Below are 18,800 nucleotides of genomic sequence, written 5' to 3' on the forward strand. Positions count from 1 at the left end.
AAATGGGTCCACGTTCGGTGAGCGGCCGCGATCGTGAACCGATCGGGCGTCACCGAACTACCAAGGCTTACATCAGACCGCATCTTCTGGCGGACCAGAGGGGTGCAGTCCTCATCTCCTTCTACTACTTTGTAGACCCCGGTTCCTACTTAAGGCCTACGAACTGCGTCCTCAAAGAGAGTGAGTCCCAACCGTGTCTAATAGAGCCACTCTCAAAGAAAACAGATAGTAACGATGAGCGAAGAGATGCAGCGTGTACCGGAACTGATGACAACGAGAGAGATTTAGATCAGTTTTAGCTCAGTTGGCAATTTCCAGACGCGTCGCAGGCATACGTAGCCCTCAGATAGCCCACTGATTTCTACTGAATTTATCGTGGTGCTCTTTTACCGGGAATACTTACACTTGCGAGCTATTTCGTAGTTGTTTGCCGTCATATCACCTGAAGAGGCCCCATGAAATACTGAGACCGACGTCAGGACGAGTTCGTGCTCAGGATCAATTCGATTACGCGTATAGCAGCGAGTATTTCATCGACTGATTTACCATCTCTCCGAGTCACCTCATCGTTCCCGAACGACGTTCCTTGCATCGGACAAAGGATAGAGAAGAGTCGTCTTTCCTGAGTTCACTCTGAGAAGAGATAGGGACACCGGGTTTCCGGTGAATAGCGGGACTGCACCCAGCGAGTAGAGTTCTTTTGCCCTCGAACTAACACACCGTGTTTCCGGTGAAATGGTGCGGAGAGAATATACGGACTGAACGGGGGATACCTGCTCTTCTGGAGACTGATCACACCGGATTTCCGGTGAATTGAGCGTTCACCATCGATGAGCGAACTGAACTTCCAAGGCTTCCGAGTGACGAACAATAGTATAGAGAGTAACGATAACGGCCCAGTAGATTCCACCCTTACGTGCTTACTTACGACACCGTCTCAGCAAGGACATCGCGGACGACTTCCGGGTCCTCTAGGAGCGTGTGCTCTGTATAGCTCCCCTCGGCACTGCCACCGCTATGCCTAGATTGTTCGAGGATGTCCAGGAACGCGTGTTCTTTCAACAGATCTCGAACGCGGCGAAGCGAGAGCGTATCCGCACCTTCCTGCCGACAGATTTGCTCGTACACATCGTACACGCGTGTGGTTCGAAAGCCATCGGTCTCATCCGCCGCCTCACTGTATGCCCCTTCGGGATTGTGCTCAAGAGACAGCACTGTCAATGCCTGGAGCACATATCGAGAATGGGGCGTCGACCCACGAATGAGTTCGCGGAACCGATCGACTTCCGCGCGCTCGCGCGCTTGCACGACGAACTCTTCGCGAACGGTCTCCGCTCCCTTGGCCTGTGCGATTTCACCGGCATACCGAAGAATGTCGATTGCCTTTCGCGCATCACCGTGCTCTCGTGCTGCGAGCGCCGCTGCACGCGGAATAACTGCATCCTCGAGAACACCATTCCGGAACGCATCGTTTCGTGCAGCCATGATTTCGTTGAGTTGCCCTGCATTGTACGGCGGAAAAACGAACTCGCGTTCACAGAGACTCGACTTGACCCGTTCGTCCATCCGATCTTTGTACTTGATCTTGTTACTTATTCCCATGACACCGATCTTGCAATCGGTTACCTTTCCCGCCTCGCCCGCCCGCGAAAGTTGCATAAGAATCGCGTCGTCCTCAAGTTTGTCAATCTCGTCTAAGATGATCAACGTGACATCATATTCCTGGTCGAGAATTCGCCAGAGCCGCTTGTAGTACGTCGCCGTACTGATCCCCTTGTCCGGAATGTAGATCTCCGTCTCCTCCGTGTTAACTGAACTCGCGATTGTCTGAACGGCCTGCGTTTCAGTTGTATCCTGTGCACAATCAACGTAGGCAAAGACGGCATCGACACCTTCCTCTTCGGCCGTTCCAACGAGTCGTCGGGAAACGTACTTAGCACAGAGCGACTTCCCGGTTCCAGTTTTGCCATATATCAGCACGTTACTCGGACTCTGGCCGAAAATTGCAGGATTAACTGCATTTGCAAGCTGACCGATTTCCTCGTCACGTCCGACAATCCGGCCTTCATCCGGGAGATGGCTAATTTCGAGGAGTTCCTTGTTGACGAAGATTGGATCCTCCCGAATAAAGAGATCGTCGGAATCAGACATACCTTGGACACCGTGTTTCCGGTGAAACATCTTGAACGTTTCGTCACTGGTGCGGAGAGCGGTCAATATGCAGAGAGACGGGCAAAGACAAAAAGAAGGTTTTCGCGGAGACACACACACCGGGTTTCCGGTGAAATGGGTGTAATGGTGCAGAGCGGTCCAGATGAAATAGGGGTGAAACGAGTTCGAAATCAACAGTCCCCAAATGACAGAGCCACAAACGGAGACGAGATAATGAAAAACAACGAAACAGAACTGAGTGAAAGAGCAAGAAGAGGCTTTTCAACGCCAAAGAGAGACCGAACTCGAAGCTCAACAACGGGAAGTTCAATTGCCAGAAGAGTTCAGAACACCAAACAGAAACGGCCGATATCAGAGCAGATACGGTAGTTCTTTCGATTGGAAAAATCCACTATCGGCGACAACGTCACCTCTAAACTTTGCGACTGAATCAATGGGCTTTACTCAGAGTACATATATAAAACCATCTGTTTTAATGAGAGAATACTTCTAGTCCCCTCCCCGTTCTAGATCCCTATTTCACCGGAAACCCGGTGTGTGTCTGCAGTGGTAGCAGAAACTTCTGTTGGAGACTCAGTAATCGGTTGAACACCTCTATTCGGAACATCTCTGCTTAGATTGCCGATCAGAACAGTAGTCACTCCTCTCTGTTCTTGCATTTCACCGGAAACCCGGTGTGTGCGTCTCGGTATATTACTTCTTAGAGGATTTACTGATAGCCAAATACGTAGTCCCTATAATAGATCATGCAGTCTTCGGTATTCTCCTCCTTGACCGCTTAGCAGTGATTCCTCTTTTGAACCGTTTCTCTTGTCGACATCTGAATATCCCATCATGGCCTCTTTGGACACCTGGTTTCCGGTGAAAATCGCAGGCTAACCGCTGTATAGTCGACTCTCTTCAACGTTCTCTTCTGATCTTGCAGTGTCTCTCTTTTTTGAACTCGTCTTTTCTGCTGTGCCGCAAATCCCTTTAAACTGGATCCTCTTCTGAGTCTAGTCTGGGAGCGATTCCATCTCGTTGGGATTCCACCGGAAATCCGGTGTGTTGTTGCAACGATTTCATCTGTGGGTTGTTATCGACGACTAGCAGCTATCAACTCTGATCAGTAGAGACGGGAAACTGACAAGAATCGGGCACTGATTGGTCGAGTGGTACTGCTTGCTGAGAGTGCAGTTGATTCCGTTACGCTAATTTTGTTAGTTATCTCTCACACGTGGTCTTCACGCGTCTCGATACGGATTCATGTCCGCAATTTACCATCATCTTGGGAACCGGTCTCGGTAATCGAGCTATGGACGGTGCGTTTAACAACGGGTGTTGTTACTAATGTTGACAAGTCTTATTGGCGTGTATTACTGACCAGTGACTGATGGCTTCTCGAAAAAACAGTTCTGTCTCGATAGTAGGGGCTCTCACCACGTCAGAAGAATCTTCTCCTCGCCGAGCTCGCCTTGCCAATTCGATCATCTTCAGTATCCTCGGTGCAGTTTTCGCAACCTGGGCAGTTCGGATTCCTGCCGTGAGTTCTGCTCTTTCCCTTTCGGAAGGGGACATTGGAATCGCACTGCTTGGACTTGCAACCGGAAGCGTCATCGGACTGGTAACAAGTGGTATTCTCGTCTCACACTATGGTGGGCGACACGTAATCAGAGGTGGACTCGCTGTCTATAGCCTTACACTCGTGATTATTGCGCTCGCTGATGGACTCGCCATGCTTGTCGGCATCCTCCTCGTCTTCGGCTTTGGAAAGGGGTTGATCGATGTCGCAGCGAACGCTCAGGGCGTCCGAATTGAACAGTCCTATTCAGGGCAGATCATGGGTAGCTTCCACGCACTATTCAGCGGTGGCGGGCTAATCGGTGCAGGACTCGGTGCGATCGCGACGAGCGTGGATCTCTCCGTTCGGGCTCATTTCGCGCTCGTAGGGGCTTCGTTCCTCACTATTGGAGTTGTAGCAAGCCTGTGGCTATACCCAAAGGACCCTGACACAGATGCTGGACCAACAGTTACATTGCCATCCCGAAAACTCATTGGCTTTTGCGCTATCGGCTTCTGTGCCCTGTTCATCGAGGGTGTCGGCAATGACTGGAGTGCTGTCTTCCTCGAAACAAGCGCGCATGCTTCCGCAACGATTGCTGCGCTCGGCTTTGCAGCGTTCTCTCTTACGATGATGGTTGGACGATTTCTCGCCGATTGGATCGTCGACTGGGTCGGTCCAACACAATTCATTCGCCTCACTGCAACCGTCGCCGCTACCGGCGTTGCAGTCACGCTCCTCGCCCAACCTGTCCTCTCACTGATCGGCTTCGGTATCCTGGGACTCGGCCTAGCCGGTATTATGCCGGTCGCGTTGAGCCTCGCCGGTAATTTCGATCCCGACTCTCCAACGGAACCGGCGATCGCTGCCGTCTCAACCGCAGGCTACGCCGGATTCGCCATTGGTCCAGTCGCAATTGGTCTCATTGCAGAGACATCGTCATTGCGCATGGCGTTTGTCCCCGCCCTTGGTTTGGCGGTTCTCATCGTCGTGTTCTCCGGAATCGTCCCGACAATTACCCACGCTCCCCACGACAACGAAACAACCGCCTGACCCACGGCGAACTCGTGTTGCGTTCCTTATAAATCGTCGTCTCAGTATTTACGAACCGCTGGCCTCAGTCTCAACCTGATCGATCGTGAAGCGTTTGGCAGCGATATCCTCGATATATGCGCCGCGCCCACCAACGGTATAGACTGTTTCAGTCGTTTCAAACTGAATCTGGGCTTCAGCAGCGAGTTTCAGGAGTGATGTGCCGTCCGTCTCTGATTGAGATCCGGTATAATTGACGGCAACGAACTGGCCAGTGAGTTGGCACTCACGTCCAGTGGTAGTATACTCCCCAGTGATCTGGCCCGTTACTCTCCGTTCCGATTCGATGAGCGGTTCGATAGCACGAATACATTCGGTGATTTCGACGAACGAATAGGGGGGATTGTCGCTCCGATCGGTATAGATCGGTTCATATACTTCCCAGAGCCGTGTCAGGTAGTACCAATGGAAGACGTATGCAGTCGTGTAGTCATCGATGAGAACACCGTATTCTTGCGGGAGTCGATTCGGCGTCGCATAGCACGCCCGCTCTCGATCAACTAATACGAGAAACGGCCCTGAGAGTTCACGATGGCGAACTTCGGTACAGACGCCGTCGAACTCGGCTTTGTCGACGGTGAAAGTGTCGTCCTCTGGCAGGTAGAGCGAGAGGTGGATGTGAACGTCGCGGTCGTAGGCGTCCCGAAGTAGCGGTTGAAGAGTGGTAAATTGGCTGGGCGTCGCGGCTAGTTGAATATGCTCGCGAGCGTCTGTAATCGCATCACGCGCGTGGTCGAAGACGGTTCGAAACCGCTGGACGAGACTGACGTTCCCGTCGCGTCGTTCGGGTTCCTGGTATCTGGTTTCGATTTCGTCGATGGCTGATTTATACTGCTGGATCGCTGTTTTGATTTCAGTAAGGGCGTTCTGTGGATCGTTCGCCCGCGCATACAGGCGATCCTGATCGTAGACGGTAACGTATCCCTGCTCGTCCAGTGTCCGGAGGACATCGTAAATCCGTGGTTGAGGCACGTCACTCGCCGATGCGAGTTCACTTGCGGACGTAGTGCCCAGTTCGAGTAGAGTGGCGTATGCAGCCGCCTGGTATGGAGACAATCCGGCGTCTTCCAGGACAGTCAGTAGTTCATCAGTCTCCATTGACGCCAGCAAGTTGTCCGGGCAGACGTATAAACTCCCGCACGGAAGCCGTGATTAGACCCGGTATTGCGGGTTCGGGTCGGCTGTTCATCGTCGGTACCGATCGCGCTGGAGACGGATAGACCACAAACAAACGTCAACTACTGTGCGTTGCGCTCCATCCGTCGCTAACCGCGGTTTACTGATTGTGCGAACACTGCGACTGACTGTGCGAATGCTTGCCCGTGTTTTTTGGCGCTCTTCGGCGTGGACTTTTGCCTGAGAGCCGCCGTGACAGATACACAATCGTCGGTATTCTGTGCCTCAAGACTATGCATACCGCTGTTGACCAACTAGCGTCTGAAGCCCAAACCCACCTCGAATGGCGATATCTTCAGACGAGACACCGATTAACCGGTAATACACACACGAATACTGTTGCCGGCGTTTCGGCGACGTTCTATACGGAGACGTTTCGGGAATATCTTCGCGCTAGAGACTATCAAAACGAATCATTTCTCATTCACCGGCTTCTCGATGAAGTGGAGCCGGCGGACGTCTTTTGGGACATCGGTGCGAATATCGGGACTCACTCGTGTTATGTTGGGCAGCGTGTTTCGGACGTAATTAGCATCGAGCCCCATCCGTTGACTGCGTTGCGGCTGGTGGAAAACTGTCGCATGAACGATGTCGATGCGACAGTACTCGAGACGGCACTGAGCAATGAATCTGGGACGACCGAACTCTGTATTCCGGATCGGTTCGACGATGAACTCGGCGTGGGGACGTTCACAACAACAGACCACGACGATGCAAATACTGTCTGTTCTGCGCCAGTTACGACCGGTGATTCGGCGCTGACCGAACACGATCTCCCTCGCCCAACGGTGATGAAAATCGACGTTGAAGGGGCCGAATACGACGTTCTCCGCGGGTTTGAAACTGCACTGGAATCGTGCCGAGCTATCTTCTGTGAAGTACACGAACGGTACGTCGACAGCGAACCCATCGTCGACCTTCTTACCAGCAACGGGTATACCGTTAAACTGCTTCGGACCCGCTCGCGAGAGACGCAACTCGTTGCGAGGAAATAGCGTCTGCAGTCCGGTCTGGAATCAGTCATCCGTCCTCAGAACTCTTATTGGACACTCTCGTATACCCCTAAGAAGATGGGGACGCAACAGTCGCGATCGAATCATCCCGAAATCTCTGTCCACGAACTCTTAGAACGAAGTGCACGCTCTGCTCTTCACTATCAGCGAGATGATGGATCATTCCCACCTGGACGGAATTACGCGTACGATGAGCCCGAAACTCCGGTCAGAACGACGGCCCATTGGTTGACAACCCTTTCAACGGTGTACGAAATCACGGGTGACGAAACGTACTACCAGGCAGCGGATCGCGCAACTGATTTTCTTCTCCAGAAATCGAATCGGCCTGATGGGTATACGTTCTATTGTCGAAAAACGGACGCAAAAGATGCCTGTAATGGCCTGGTTGGTCAGGCTGAACCCATACGAGCATTATCTCTGGCCGGGGAACTACTGGGCCGGCAGGACGCTAGTAACACCGCTGAAGAAGTCTATTCGATCCATCCGTTCAACGAACGGGTGGGTCTGTGGGAGCGGATCGAAATCAACGGCCGTTCGCTGTCGTTCGACCGGACGCTGAACCATCAGATTTTGTTTGCGGGGGCTGCAGTTGAACTCGTACCGGAGTCATCCGAGATAGCGGACGACCTCTGGCGGTTTCTTGATGGGCTCCGATCGAATCTCCGCGTTCACAGCGACGGGGTGATTAAACATTTTATCAGGCCGGCTCCCCGACGCTCGGCTACACTCATACTACGGAACCGACGATATTGGCACCTTCTCAGAAATGAAGTGCTCTTTCACGTCTACTCTCACTCACAGAAACGGTGGGCAAAGGAACTCTCCTACCAACCCGTCAATTTGCATCCACTGGGCCGCCTCTACGATACCTTTCCGGACCATCCCCTTTGGACGATGGACAAAATCGAGAACGCCCGCTCAGTTCTCAAATCCGAGGCGAATATCTCCAAGATGACGGAGTTATCTAGCGGCAGTGTTCTCCCGGGCATTCGATCGGCGTGTGCGCTATCCTATTTCGAAACCGATGCAGACGAACTGGTACCACGAATCGAGCGCGACCTCCGCTACTATTTGGATGAAAACTACTTGTTGTCCAACGGAGATGTGAACGCATCAAATCTCTCTTCGACGATCTCTCACCTAACTGATTTCCCGAATAAACAACTCTTCGAATGACCTATTCATAGATCACACAGTACCCATTCTTCCCGTAAATCATCGGCCTTTGAGGGATTTTCCTCTGCTGTCGTTTCGATGCCCGCCGCACAGCCGAATCTATTGCTGTACGATATGACCACTTAGGAAAACCTGTCTGAGTGCTTGTGGTCGTAACACCTCCACAAATTGTGAGCCCACTTTAATCTCAAATATGTTGTAACTGCCTTCAATTACTGCGCCTTCAATTACTGCGTCTTCAATTATTGCGTACTTGAACGGCCTCGACCCGAGCAAAGATTTTTGTGTGCCCGATCAGATCCGATCCGAGCAAATCCGGGGATTATCTTGCCCTTCAGCGTTCAGCGGGAGTCGCTACTCCGTTTGAACGCTCGGACGTCGACTTCCACCGGAAACGCGGTGTGTCTGTGGTTCCGTCGGTGGGCCACGATCGATTATGCCGTAATCGTCAGGATGCCATCGTTGATTATCACGTCGTTTGCATCTGCGGGAATACTGAACTCGAACTGGGACCCATCGACGACAACGATCGCCGTGTCGCCGACGATGTCGAGTGTTGGCTCGCCGGAGATGGGCCCGAAGTCGACGGCAATAATCTGTTCTTCGTCGTACTGTCTGTTCGTGATCGTAATCTCATCCTGTTCGCCTGCGGCGGCCTCGAGTTCAGGTGGTGTTTCCATGGGGATACTTGGGGACGAGTGGTCGTAAGTCTCGTGCACGAACTTGCTGCGTGAGTGATCAATAAGATGGTGTCGAGGCAGCGAGCAGAGACTGTCGTCGAGTCGTTATGGTGACGATCTCGAAGTGTGAGTGTAGTTGTGGTGGTGTTGTGATGGCGATTCGAGTTGTGGGTACTGTTTCCGACGGTGGCTATGCGAGAAGGGCCAGGAGTGGTTCGCCCAAGAGAAGCAAGAGGACGTTATTGATAACGAGGAGCGTATAGAGGGAAGCGACGGCGAGGGCGAACTGAATGTCGTATGGTTCTGAGAGGATGTGTCCGATGAAGACGATAAGGAGCGCGTAGAGTGCTGCTGCAAGAGGGACACCGGCCAATCCGAAGATGTTAAAGAAGAGAACGGTAATCGGATTGAGTTCGGTTGCATAGGGGACGAGGAAGAAAAGTGTTGCAGCGACCATGTCAATAAACCACAGAAGGAGAACAGTGATCCGTAGCGGTGGGGAATCTGGCGGATCGAGCTCGACTATCTGTTGAGGAACTGTGTCGACTGCCATTAGTGGAGACTAGCGATAGTCGAAGTTACGTTTAACCTTGCTTATGCTATTGAGAACGGCTCACATGGGTGGTGTGGCTACTAGTGGTCGTACAGTGTGACTGCGTTCGAGGGATTCGGTACGAGAGAACCGGTTTGGGTTGACGGACCAGAGTGAGTGTCGGCGTTGCTGGGACGGGGTTGCGATACGATATCGGTTTGTACTAGAGTGCGAGAAGGTAGCCGCCGAACAGGTAGAGGATGGCGAGTATTGTCTGGAACGACAGCGATCCGAGTGCGGAGAGGAGGACGAACGAGCGACTATCCATTTCGGAGAGGCCGGCGGGAACGGTGAGCAGGCCGCGGACGAACAGCAATGTATTGCTTCCAGCGACGGCGAGGGCGCCCCAGCGATCGAACCAGGCGTCGAATCGGTCGAGCCGCGATTCCGTGAGCGGAAACCATCGTTTCTGGATGATGTAGTCTCGGCCGGTGTGGCGGGCGAGGATAAAGAGGCAGAATTGCCCGATAGTCGTGCCGATGACTGCGATCCCGACGATAGTGAGTACCTTGGGGATCGATGAACCGATCAGGGCGAGTGCCGCGGGGACGACGAGTTCACTGGGCATGAAGCGCAGTAGCATTGCGCCTTCGAGGAGACAGAGGCCGAACAGGACGACGAACGCGAGATCGGATGCGAAGAGTGACTCGAGCCAGGTTGGTGTTTCCTCAAGTTGCAAGGGATACGGCTGCATTGGGTGGTTGTTGGAGGTCTTGTAGGTAAGCCTTAGTGGTGTCTTTTCAGGGTATCTAGTGACTGATAGCTACAACGAGTGACTGAGCGTCACTATGAGGGATATACTCAGTGCAGCGGTTCCGACGAGCAGGACGACGCGATTGATGTAGCTATTTTTCGATTTGAACCAGTTGAGCGTCACGTGCTTGTGCGTGAGCGGGCTAAGTGGGGTTAGTCCCATGGGAGTGACGATGTCGCCGGCGAGATGTGCGAGGATGCTGGCGGTGCCGACGACGCAGCCAAATATGAAGACGGATCGAGTGGGGGAGACGACGAGCGCAGTTCCGATTCCGGCGACGATGCCGATAAGGATGGCAAACCAGAGTGTGTGTGTTGGTCCGCGGTGGTTGAGCCAGGGGAGGGGTTGGTCGATGTCCGGAAGGTTTGCAACGGCGACGGCGATGACCGCACCCAGAATGGCCAGTTCGAGCGACCAGGTTCGTGCGACGAGTGGGACGAACGGCGCGTATAGCAGTGCGTTGAATCCGGCGTGGCCTCCACGATACATAGCGGCTCGGTAGCAGCAGTTGGGAACTGAACGGGGATTAACGTCTCGGTTGTTGGGGGTCGGTGATCCCGTGGTTCCGGGACGGGGCCGGAGCTGTGTGGCAGTTGTCTGTGCCTGTCAGCAGTGATGGCCGTGGGGTCTGGGGTATCTCTCTGTACCTGGAGACCGGAGAGCTATCGGAGCGTGCGAACGCCGAACGCTGAAACCGAGAGGCCGCCGATTACGACCGGCATCCAGTAGATTGCGCCGCGGAAGATGAGGATGGCTGCGGTAACGACCGGAGCCTCAATACCGGTTGTGGGTACGAGAAGCGTGACGAAGGCAGCTTCGATACCGCCGAGTCCGCCCGGCAGTGGCGCGGCACCGGCCAGATTGGCAAGCGGGATAACGAAAAGCAGGACGGAAAAGGGGGCGTTGGAGCCGAGCGCGGCGAACGCTGCGGTCAGTGCGACTGCCTGTAAGACCCACCCGGCGAGCGAAAGACCGACGATAGCGGTGAGTCGCCATCGGTTGGTTGCGACGCGGTCGACGTTTTCGAAGAATCGGCGCATGCGTTCGGTGAGGTCGGCTTCGAACTGCTTGGCGTTGAAGCGAACAAACCCGAGCCGGCTGGCGTACGGAGCGATGATCGATGGAAGGCGATCGATAATGCGCTCTCTGTATCGCCAGACGATCGCGATGCCGAGGACGATTCCGCCGATCAAGAGGACGGCTGAGCCGACGGCCGTCTCGAGTCGATCGCCGATAGCGGTGGTCGTGGTCGTCGTATAGTAGCCGACGCCGATAAGGATCAACGAGATCGAGGGAACGACGTTGAGCACGTCGACACTCGCGATGCTGACGAGACCGGTCTCGTATTCGGAGTCGGAGACCTTCGAGATGAGCAACGCCGCAATCGGCTCGCCGCCGGCCTGGCCGAACGGGGTAACGTTGTTCGCAAAGACGGCTCCGGCGTAGACGAAGAACGACGTGACGACCGGAATCTCGACCCCGAGCGAGCCGAGGACGGTTCGAAGCATGAGGCTCCAGGCGGCTAACCACCCCAATGCGAGTGCGAATGTCGCGAGAACAAACATCGGGTCCGCCGATAGCAGCGAGTCGATGACGCGCTCTGCCCCGACAACGAAGAGCAGGACGGCAAACACGATCAGCGTTCCGACGACGCCGAGAAAGAACGCTCGCCGATTTCGCTCGTCCATACTGACTTTCTCTCGGTAGCTAACTTGAAACGTCTGATTCGTCCGAGGGATGTCGATTGATTCGTCCATCTGCCGACGATAGACGCTTCAATCGTTTTATCAGGATTGGGACGAGTGTCTTCAGTAATGGACGGGACTCGTCACTCGAACGTCCTCTTCGTCGTTCTGGATACGGTCCGGAAGGATCACCTCGGCGTGTACGGTTACGAGCGGGAGACGACACCGACGCTGTCGCAGTTCGCCGAGGACGCGACCGTCTTCGAGTCTGCAATCGCGCCCGCACCGTGGACGCTGCCGGTCCACGCGTCGTTGTTTACTGGCCGCTACCCGAGCCAGCACGGCGCAGACCAGGGTAGTCCGTACCTCGAAGACGAAACGACACTCGCCTCGATTTTGTCTGCTGCGGGCTACGATACGGCGTGTTACTCTTCGAACGCCTGGATTACTCCCTACACCGGGCTCACTGACGGGTTCGACGACCAAGATTCCTTTTTCGAAGTCCTCCCGGGCGACGTTCTCTCGGGTCCCTTGGCCAGCGCGTGGCAGGCCGTCAACGATAACGACTACCTCCGCCAACTGGCCTCGAAACTCGTCAGAGTCGGCGCGATGGCCCACGCCAAACTCGCCAGCGGCGAGGGTGCCGACTCGAAGACGCCCGCGGTCATCGACCGGACCAAGTCCTTTATCGACGACAGCAACAGCGACCAGGGCTGGTTCGCATTCGTCAACCTGATGGACGCCCATCTGCCGTACTACCCACCCGAGGAGTACCGCACCGAGTTCGCTCCCGGCGTCGATCCCGATTCCGTCTGCCAGAACTCAAAAGAGTTCAACTCGGGCGCGCGAGATATCGACGATGAGGAGTGGGAGGCCATCCGCGGCCTATACGACGCCGAGATCGCCCACATGGACGCCGAACTTGGGCGGCTGTTCGCCTGGCTCCGCGAGACCGGCCAGTGGGAGGAGACGACGGTCATCGTCTGTGCCGATCACGGCGAACTCCACGGCGAACACGACCTCTACGGTCACGAGTTCGCCCTCTACGACGAACTCGTCAACGTCCCACTGCTGGTGAAACACCCGGAGCTGGCGGCCGATCGACGGGACGAACTCGTCGAGTTACTCGATCTTCACGAGACGGTGCTGGATGCGCTCGATGTCGATCCCGCGGCTCTCAACCTCGCCGGCGGCGACGGTGCGAGCGGTGACGGGGGAGAGAACGGCGATTCGCTCGCCCGCGACCCGACGCGGTCGCTGCTGTCGAGTTCGTACCGGTCGTTCGATACTGTAGCAGATTCGGAGCTGGACCCCGGCCAGCGCGCTGTCCGCGAGCAAGCGCTCGCCAACGAGACGGACCCGGTGGCCGACGGGGCTGGAGATCGAGACCGGGATGGGGACGCCGATTACGCGTTCATCGAGTACGCACAACCGGTCATCGAAACCCACCACCTCGAACAGAAGGCGAGCGAAGCCGGTATCGAACTCCCCGACGACCATCGGGCCTACTCGCGGCTACGGGCCGCTCGCAGCACCGATGCGAAGTACGTCCGTGCGGACCGCATTCCGGACGAAGGGTACCGACTCGACGAGGACCCCGCCGAGGGAACACCAGTCGATCCGGCGGCGGACGCAGTCGTCGCGGCGACCGAGCGAGCGCTCGCCCGGTTCGAGGAGGCTGCCGGCGGCGCCTGGATCGATCCGAGCGAGACCGACGACGATACTGCCGGGCTAGACGACGCCGACGAGGAGACCCGCGAGCGCTTGCGCGAACTTGGATACCTCGAGTAGCGTTCGAGCGTCGACCGCGATATCGTTGGTCGCGCTACGCGAACGGCCTGACGGAACGCGCCGGCCAGTGGCGCTGAACTCGTCACCGGAACGGCTATGTTTGTTCGGTTACTTTTCACCACTAATGGATAACGAACCAGTCGTCCATCGTCTTAATCTTATTATTATGTTGCTGATCGCTATCCTTCTCCTCCGGCTTTTGCGCTTCTTCCGCCCGAACTGTTATCCATCGGTGGAATCCTCTTACTCTTTTGTTTCCCCGTTCTTCTCATCGCAGCCATCCGCCTTCTTCCGTAAGAGCGCCCTCGCCGTTGCCGACTCGTCCGGTTCTCCCCGCGATCGAACGCAGAACCACGTTACCGTGAAACAATCGTATTCGCGTCGCTCGCCGCTATTTTCCTTCCTGCAGTGACTGTCTCGACACCAATAAGAATACATAGGTCGACTCGAAAGGTGCCCCTAATCGATGCAGGACCAGCACTTCCTCGAATCGGAGTGGGACTATTGTCTGGTGCTGGATGCGTGTCGGTACGACGTATTCAGCGAGGTATACGATGAGTACCTCGATGGGACACTCGAAAAACGCCGCAGTATCGGGTCATCAACGCCGGAATGGGCGTCTCGAACCTTCACCGGAACGCACGACCTCGCGTACTTCTCCGGGAATCCCTTCATCAACGATCTGGGGATTCCGCTGAACGAGCTCAAGTGGGGGGCCAGTTGCGACTACGAGTGGACCGCATCCGATCACATCGAGACCGTCTTCGACGTCTGGAAATCCGGCTGGGACGACGACCTCGGAACGGTCCCACCGGAAAGCATCGCAGACGCGTTCCATTCCAACCAGTCCGCCGTCGAACAGGCCGACCGAACGGTACTCCACTATATGCAGCCCCACGCTCCCTATCTCTCTCGCGGAAAAGGGCAGAAACTCAAACAGATCCAGAAAGGCATCCGGCGACAGGAGGAAGCCGAAGCTGAAACCGATACCGTCTCCGACGGCGGCACGCTCTCCTCGCTCAGCGATACGATCCGCCCGAAAGTCGAGAGCCGACTCGAGGACAGCGAACTCGCACAGAAGGCTGGTCTCTGGCTCGAACTCGACCCCACTGAACTCGTCAAGAACGGTACCCGCGAAACTGCACTGGAACTCTACGAGGAAAACCTCCGAATCGCACTCGAATCCGTCGCCGACCTGGTTTCCGAACTCGATGGCCGCGTCATCGTTACGGCCGACCACGGCGAAGCCTTCGGTGAGCAAGGCGTCTGGGAACACCACATCGAGACGTATATCCCGCCGCTCATGGAGGTACCGTGGCTCGAAGTCGAGTGACGATTTATCCCTGTAATTGATTGTCGCTCATACCGACTCTCGGTTTACAGGTATCGACCATCGAACGGAAAGGGAACACAGAACCACACTGGGGATGCCAACGATGAAAATCAGCCACTACTTCGAGTTCGAGGATCACGTCACCGGCGGGATCCGTGAGTCCGTCGTCCACCAGCGAAAGATGCTGGACGGATTGGATCTGCAGTATACAACGGCCCCGACGCTTGACGCCGATGTCTTTCACTGCAACCTCATGGGACCGCGGTCAGCCTGGTACGCACGACGGGCCCGTTCTCGGGGAATTCCGGTCGTCGCGAACACACACGTGACCGCGGAGGACTTCGGCGACAGTTTCCGCTTTACGAACGCGCTCGCAAAGCCGCTGAAACCGTACCTCGAGCGCGCCTACGGCCTGGCCGATGCACTTGTCTGTCCCTCGGCGTACAACCAGCGGCTCATCGAGACCTACACGGACGCGCCGACGACGGTCATCTCAAACGGCGTTGACCGCGAGAAGCTCGAGGGATTCAAATCGCTGACCGAGGAGTACCGCGACCGCTACGACCTCGAACCGCCGGTCGTCTTCCTCGTCGGCCACGTCATCAAGCGCAAGGGACTCGAGACGTTCGTCGAATTGGCTCGCCGACTCCCGGAACTGGACTTTGCGTGGTTCGGCCCGCTCGATCTGTCTCTGAAGGGCCGTGAGACGACAGCACTGATCGAGAACTCGCCGGACAACTGTACGTTCACGGGCTTTATCGACGATATTCGCGGCGCGTTCGCCGCTGGTGATATCTTCTGTTTCCCCACCCACGAGGAGAACGAGGGTATCGCACTCCTCGAAGCAATGACTGCAGGGAAACCACTTCTCGTCCGGGACATCGAGACGTTTTCCTGGCTCGAAGACGGCACGGACTGCCTCAAGGTTTCAGAATCAGGCGTCGCAGGGTTCGAGGCCGCACTGCAACAACTCGAAGACCCGACAGTTCGCAACCGTCTCGGCGCAAACGCAGCGAAGCGAAGCGAAGACTTCTCGCTCGAATCGGTAGCCAACCAATACCAGTCACTATACTCGAGGGTGACCTGAATGAAAATTGGATTTTTCACGGACAGTTACTTTCCCGAAATCGATGGCGTAACGTACACGATCAAACTCTGGCGCGAGGAGTTAGAACGGCGGGGGCACGAGGTCTACGTCGTCTATCCCGATGGGGACTACGAACCCGGCGATCGAGAGTTTCCGGTTCCATCACTGCCGAACCCCTTCTATGCCGGCTACCGCATTCCACTGTTCAGACGTCCGTCGACGCTCCCTGAACTCGATGTCGTTCACTGTCATGGTCCAGCGTCGATCGGTCTTCTTGGTCGCTACTACGCGCGCAAACACGATCTGCCGACTATTTACACTCATCACACGCCACTTGAGGAGTACTTCCACCAGAACGTCAAGTTCGAGTCGATCGCCACTGGTCTCTCAAAACTGTACGTTCCGCTAGAAACTGCGTTTCTCCGATCGTTCGACATTATTACCGCCTCTACCGGCCGTATCGAACGCGACGTCGAACACATCCAGCTCCCGGTTGGTATCGACATGGAGTTCTTCCAGCCGACCGACGAGGACTGGTATCCGGATCGGACGGTAATCGGCTACAGCGGCAGACTCAGCATGGAGAAGAACGTCCACGAGATTCTCCGTGTCGCCAAAGAACTTCCGGAATACGAGTTCGTCATCGTCGGTGACGGGCCCTACCGTGGTCGACTCGAACGAAACGCGCCGGACAACGTCGAACTTCGAGGCTTTCTCCCGCGCGAGGAGTTGCCAGTCTTTTACTCGTCAATCGATACGTTCGTGACTGCATCCACCGCCGATACGCTCGGTCTGTCGACGCTCGAGGCAAATGCCTGCGGGACGCCGGTCGTTGCAGCGGACGTGGCTCCGTTCGATCAGACGATCGGGTCTGAGAACGGCGAACGGTTCGCCTACGACGATCTAGAGGCAATGACGGACTCAATTGAGAAAGCGCTTCGAACGGATCGCGACACCAGAGCGGCTGTGAGAAAGTACGATGTCCACCGTACGCTTGAAAACCTCGAGTATCTGTATCGTGACGTGCAGGCATCTGCAGACGAGATTCCAACCGCGTCCGAGGATCGATGGTTCTCTGGCGACTCACAGCATTGAACAGCGAATAGTGACTGCAGTGCGAGTGACGGTGACATCGATCATTGGATACTGTCGAGTATCTTCGCTTGCTCTTCGAAACGGTGGATAATACTCGGACGAAGTGTTTGGTTTCCGGATACAGTCTCTCGGAAGACTGCTATCCGTGCACGGGCGGTTGTCACGATTGCAGTTGGCGGCATTATAGCAGTACCACGATGGTATCGTGACGAAAGTGCTACTCTCCGCGGATCCCGTCTACTGCTGGCCGTCAGCCATGATTTCGCTTTGGTGGCGTGTTTCTACACGCCGTCTCGAGAACTCGATCCGCGAACTCGTGTTTCTTCAGAGACGAATTCTATCACTACTGGGCGCGGGATGGACGGACAGTCATCTGAGACTCAATTTTTGTCGAGTCGCTAAACTGCACCGGCGTATAATTACCCGCAAATGTAAACCAAACCGGATCGAACAGGCAGTATGGACGACTCCCTTCTCGTCCCGGTTGATGGAAGCGATCCCGCAAAGGCGGCACTAAAGCGGGCCCTCGATATTGCTGCTGATACGGGCGCAACTGTTCACGTTCTCCACGTTGTCCCTACGAACGAGTCTCGCCTCCTCCGATTCGGCGATCGCGATATCGACATTCTCGAGGAAGAAGGCGAAGCGATCGTCGATCGCGCTCGTTCAGCGGCCACTGAGCGCAACGTCCCCGTCGTCGATCACATTATACAGGGGGAGCCACAGGAGAAAATCCTCGCCTATGGCGAATCTCACTCCGTCGACTGTATTATCATGGGAGCGCACGGTCGACACGGACTCGAGGAGTACATCCTCGGTAGTACGACAGAGCGCGTTGTTCACCAGAGTTCGGTCCCCGTGATGACGGTCCGTGCAGGCGAAGACGTGACACAGTCGTATCCGTACCGTTCCGTTCTCGTCCCAACCGACGACAGCGACCACGCTCGTGCGGCATTGGAACTGGGGTCGACAATTGCGGCCCGACACGATTCGGTGCTTCACCTGCTCTTCGTTGCCGACGAACTCCCCGAGACGATCGATCCACGATCGACGCAGCTCTCTGCAGAGATCAAAGAAAGCGCTCACGAAGTGTTACAGGACGCCGCGGATCGAACAGAACTCTCGGAAGAATCTATCGTCACGGCAGTCAAAGCTGGATCGGTCCCCCACGTGATTACTTCATATGCCGAATCAACGCCTACTGATCTCATCGTGATGGGCACGCACGGCTGGACCGGGTTGGATCGGTACTTGCTCGGAAGTTTTACCGAGCGCGTGATCCGTACCTCTCCTGTCCCGGTCTTGACAACCTCTCTGCCAAAGAACGAATCCCGTTCTTGAGTTCGGTGATCCCAGTGTCCCGTTGCCGTTGCGAATCGGTTGCGTGTCGAACCACGCGAGTCGCGTAGTAAGCCCGCATACTGAACTCGCTGATTCACCGCTTCACCCTCGTATTCAATGCAAGGTATGAACTAGAAAGTCACGAGAAAAACATCATGAGTAGTAATTTCTATCTATATTGGAAGAATCTTATACTGATCTGGTATCGAATCCACAGGTAAATCGTCTCGCGTTAATCAGAACACGAATGGAATCTGTGAGATACACACC

The 18,800-nt window shown here is 55.5% G+C and carries 16 protein-coding genes; 9 read left to right on the forward strand and 7 right to left on the reverse strand.

Annotated features, from left to right (window positions below):
- Positions 1-924: 924 nt before the first annotated feature.
- Positions 925-2,151: an orc1/cdc6 family replication initiation protein gene (locus SM755_RS23110; protein WP_323174760.1), complete on the reverse strand. Its 1,227-nt coding sequence runs from the start codon at positions 2,149-2,151 to the stop codon at positions 925-927.
- A 1,393-nt stretch (positions 2,152-3,544) separates the two neighbouring features.
- Between SM755_RS23110 and SM755_RS23115 the strand changes: the two genes are divergently transcribed.
- A complete protein-coding gene (locus tag SM755_RS23115; RefSeq protein WP_323174761.1) occupies positions 3,545-4,765 on the forward strand; it encodes an MFS transporter in 1,221 nt (406 codons plus the stop codon).
- Positions 4,766-4,813: 48 nt separating this feature from the next.
- On the opposite strand, the gene SM755_RS23120 is transcribed toward SM755_RS23115, so the two are convergent.
- The gene (locus SM755_RS23120) at positions 4,814-5,902 is read right to left on the reverse strand and encodes a TrmB family transcriptional regulator (RefSeq protein ID WP_323174762.1); all 1,089 of its coding nucleotides are present in this window, start codon (positions 5,900-5,902) and stop codon (positions 4,814-4,816) included.
- Between the two features lie 311 nt (positions 5,903-6,213).
- On the opposite strand from SM755_RS23120, the gene SM755_RS23125 reads away from it, so the two are divergent.
- Entirely contained in the window at positions 6,214-6,975 is a 762-nt protein-coding gene (locus SM755_RS23125; RefSeq protein WP_323174763.1) for an FkbM family methyltransferase, read from the forward strand.
- A gap of 264 nt (positions 6,976-7,239) precedes the next feature.
- Positions 7,240-8,172: a hypothetical protein gene (locus SM755_RS23130; RefSeq protein ID WP_323174764.1), complete on the forward strand. Its 933-nt coding sequence runs from the start codon at positions 7,240-7,242 to the stop codon at positions 8,170-8,172.
- A gap of 434 nt (positions 8,173-8,606) precedes the next feature.
- Here SM755_RS23130 and SM755_RS23135 read toward each other — a convergent pair whose 3' ends face one another.
- The 5 genes from SM755_RS23135 to SM755_RS23155 form a co-directional block, all read right to left on the reverse strand.
- Complete coding sequence (locus SM755_RS23135; protein WP_323174765.1) at positions 8,607-8,852, reverse strand: hypothetical protein; 246 nt, start codon at positions 8,850-8,852, stop codon at positions 8,607-8,609.
- 190 nt (positions 8,853-9,042) lie between these two features.
- The gene (locus tag SM755_RS23140; protein WP_323174766.1) at positions 9,043-9,405 is read right to left on the reverse strand and encodes a hypothetical protein; all 363 of its coding nucleotides are present in this window, start codon (positions 9,403-9,405) and stop codon (positions 9,043-9,045) included.
- A gap of 202 nt (positions 9,406-9,607) precedes the next feature.
- Positions 9,608-10,138 (reverse strand): VTT domain-containing protein, encoded by a 531-nt coding sequence (locus SM755_RS23145; protein ID WP_323174767.1) that lies wholly within the window; start codon positions 10,136-10,138, stop codon positions 9,608-9,610.
- Positions 10,139-10,207: 69 nt separating this feature from the next.
- Positions 10,208-10,687: a metal-dependent hydrolase gene (locus tag SM755_RS23150; protein ID WP_323174768.1), complete on the reverse strand. Its 480-nt coding sequence runs from the start codon at positions 10,685-10,687 to the stop codon at positions 10,208-10,210.
- A 173-nt stretch (positions 10,688-10,860) separates the two neighbouring features.
- Positions 10,861-11,886, reverse strand: a complete 1,026-nt coding sequence (locus SM755_RS23155) for a lysylphosphatidylglycerol synthase transmembrane domain-containing protein (RefSeq protein ID WP_323174769.1) — start codon at positions 11,884-11,886, stop codon at positions 10,861-10,863.
- Positions 11,887-12,012: 126 nt separating this feature from the next.
- Here SM755_RS23155 and SM755_RS23160 point away from each other — a divergent pair, with 126 nt between their 5' ends.
- The 6 genes from SM755_RS23160 (at position 12,013) to SM755_RS23185 (ending at position 18,530) form a co-directional block, all read left to right on the forward strand.
- The gene (locus SM755_RS23160; protein WP_323174770.1) at positions 12,013-13,674 is read left to right on the forward strand and encodes a sulfatase; all 1,662 of its coding nucleotides are present in this window, start codon (positions 12,013-12,015) and stop codon (positions 13,672-13,674) included.
- A 124-nt stretch (positions 13,675-13,798) separates the two neighbouring features.
- Positions 13,799-14,086 carry a hypothetical protein gene (locus tag SM755_RS23165; RefSeq protein WP_323174771.1) on the forward strand — a complete coding sequence of 96 codons (288 nt, stop codon included), beginning with the start codon at positions 13,799-13,801 and terminating at the stop codon, positions 14,084-14,086.
- A gap of 54 nt (positions 14,087-14,140) precedes the next feature.
- Positions 14,141-15,007 carry a hypothetical protein gene (locus SM755_RS23170; protein ID WP_323174772.1) on the forward strand — a complete coding sequence of 289 codons (867 nt, stop codon included), beginning with the start codon at positions 14,141-14,143 and terminating at the stop codon, positions 15,005-15,007.
- Positions 15,008-15,110: 103 nt separating this feature from the next.
- Entirely contained in the window at positions 15,111-16,094 is a 984-nt protein-coding gene (locus SM755_RS23175; protein ID WP_323174773.1) for a glycosyltransferase family 4 protein, read from the forward strand.
- Positions 16,095-17,189 (forward strand): glycosyltransferase, encoded by a 1,095-nt coding sequence (locus tag SM755_RS23180; RefSeq protein ID WP_323174774.1) that lies wholly within the window; start codon positions 16,095-16,097, stop codon positions 17,187-17,189. It begins immediately after the preceding gene.
- Positions 17,190-17,648: 459 nt separating this feature from the next.
- Positions 17,649-18,530, forward strand: a complete 882-nt coding sequence (locus SM755_RS23185) for a universal stress protein (RefSeq protein WP_323174775.1) — start codon at positions 17,649-17,651, stop codon at positions 18,528-18,530.
- The last annotated feature ends 270 nt before the right edge of the window (positions 18,531-18,800 follow it).

Origin of the sequence: Natrialba sp. PRR66 (genome assembly GCF_034808065.1) — an archaeon.
Classification (GTDB): Archaea; Halobacteriota; Halobacteria; order Halobacteriales; family Natrialbaceae; genus Natrialba; species Natrialba aegyptia.

What these genes read in the sequence shown, in the direction of transcription:
- SM755_RS23110 (WP_323174760.1), bottom strand. Translation starts at nt 2,151, where the DNA reads ATGTCTGATTCCGACGATCTCTTTATTCGGGAGGATCCAATCTTCGTC.
- SM755_RS23115 (WP_323174761.1), top strand. Translation starts at nt 3,545, where the DNA reads ATGGCTTCTCGAAAAAACAGTTCTGTCTCGATAGTAGGGGCTCTCACC.
- SM755_RS23120 (WP_323174762.1), bottom strand. Translation starts at nt 5,902, where the DNA reads ATGGAGACTGATGAACTACTGACTGTCCTGGAAGACGCCGGATTGTCT.
- SM755_RS23125 (WP_323174763.1), top strand. Translation starts at nt 6,214, where the DNA reads ATGCATACCGCTGTTGACCAACTAGCGTCTGAAGCCCAAACCCACCTC.
- SM755_RS23135 (WP_323174765.1), bottom strand. Translation starts at nt 8,852, where the DNA reads ATGGAAACACCACCTGAACTCGAGGCCGCCGCAGGCGAACAGGATGAG.
- SM755_RS23140 (WP_323174766.1), bottom strand. Translation starts at nt 9,405, where the DNA reads ATGGCAGTCGACACAGTTCCTCAACAGATAGTCGAGCTCGATCCGCCA.
- SM755_RS23145 (WP_323174767.1), bottom strand. Translation starts at nt 10,138, where the DNA reads ATGCAGCCGTATCCCTTGCAACTTGAGGAAACACCAACCTGGCTCGAG.
- SM755_RS23150 (WP_323174768.1), bottom strand. Translation starts at nt 10,687, where the DNA reads ATGTATCGTGGAGGCCACGCCGGATTCAACGCACTGCTATACGCGCCG.
- SM755_RS23155 (WP_323174769.1), bottom strand. Translation starts at nt 11,886, where the DNA reads ATGGACGAGCGAAATCGGCGAGCGTTCTTTCTCGGCGTCGTCGGAACG.
- SM755_RS23160 (WP_323174770.1), top strand. Translation starts at nt 12,013, where the DNA reads ATGGACGGGACTCGTCACTCGAACGTCCTCTTCGTCGTTCTGGATACG.
- SM755_RS23165 (WP_323174771.1), top strand. Translation starts at nt 13,799, where the DNA reads ATGGATAACGAACCAGTCGTCCATCGTCTTAATCTTATTATTATGTTG.
- SM755_RS23170 (WP_323174772.1), top strand. Translation starts at nt 14,141, where the DNA reads ATGCAGGACCAGCACTTCCTCGAATCGGAGTGGGACTATTGTCTGGTG.
- SM755_RS23175 (WP_323174773.1), top strand. Translation starts at nt 15,111, where the DNA reads ATGAAAATCAGCCACTACTTCGAGTTCGAGGATCACGTCACCGGCGGG.
- SM755_RS23180 (WP_323174774.1), top strand. Translation starts at nt 16,095, where the DNA reads ATGAAAATTGGATTTTTCACGGACAGTTACTTTCCCGAAATCGATGGC.
- SM755_RS23185 (WP_323174775.1), top strand. Translation starts at nt 17,649, where the DNA reads ATGGACGACTCCCTTCTCGTCCCGGTTGATGGAAGCGATCCCGCAAAG.